The organism is Oceanobacillus sp. NCCP-135 (genome assembly GCF_059698015.1).
This window is the reverse complement of the sequence record NZ_BAAKSZ010000076.1, coordinates 1-1,002: the sequence shown is the minus strand read 5'-3', so window position 1 is coordinate 1,002 and position 1,002 is coordinate 1. Positions and strand designations below refer to the sequence as shown.

The 1,002-nt window shown below is 39.6% G+C and carries 1 protein-coding gene; it reads left to right on the top strand.

The features are described from left to right. Positions 1-1,002, top strand: a 1,002-nt coding sequence (locus tag AC6HVZ_RS19585; RefSeq protein WP_497559794.1) for an IS1634 family transposase, incomplete at both ends; no start/stop codon positions are given.

Here is a 1,002-nt window from a genome sequence, read left to right as displayed (position 1 = left end):
GCGACGATGTAGTAGTGACAAATCATTGGACCTATCTTCCGGTTATCGTTCTACATGCGTTATGGAAAAAGCTTGAATTGCATCATTTTTTCTCCGATTCCTTACTTGCCGAAGCACTTGTATTGAATCGATGTATCAAACCATTAAGCAAAATAAATGTCATAGATTGGATGCGTTCAACGGCATTGTCCAGTCTTTATGATGACGCTGTTATTCCTAATAATTATGCCATTTACCAGGAGCTTGACCATCTGAATGATCGTGAAAGGGATCTGCAGACACACATCTATAATCAGTTGGAAAGCTTGGATCCCTCCGTTGGTGAAGCGATGTTTTATGATATTACCTCTACCTATATGGAAGGCTGTAAATGTATGATTTCCAAATTTGGATATTCACGTGATCATCGGCAGGATCGGAAGCAAATCGTTATTGCCCTATTAGTAACCCCTGAAGGCTCCCCATTCTATTGGAAAGTGCTTGATGGAAATACACAGGATGTTACTACCTTGCCTTGGTTGATTGAGGAATTAAAAGAGCGATTTTCCCTAAAAACATGCCACTTGGTATTCGACCGTGGCATGGTCTCCAAGGATCACTTGGATCTACTGGAAGAAAAACAAATGACCTATTTATCCGCCATGGATAAAAACGAAATGGCCTGTCATCCGTTATTTGAACAAGTAATGCCAGAAGTTGTTACACCAGATAATTATAAACAACGACTAACAATACAGAATTTTGAACCGATTGAAAACGAAGCCTTTTTTATTCGAGAAGAAAAAGAAGGAAAACGCCGGTACATATTTTCATTTGAGGTTTCGCGTTTTTATGAGGATATCGAATCCCGAGCGAACAGAATACAACAGGCATTTACGTGGATAGAAGCTGAAAACACCGACCTGTCCGAGGCTAAAAAGTCACGAAAAGAAGAAACGACTGTAAGGAAGGTCAAACAGATGCTTTCCAAGAAAAAACTAAAAGCCATCATGAATATAACGG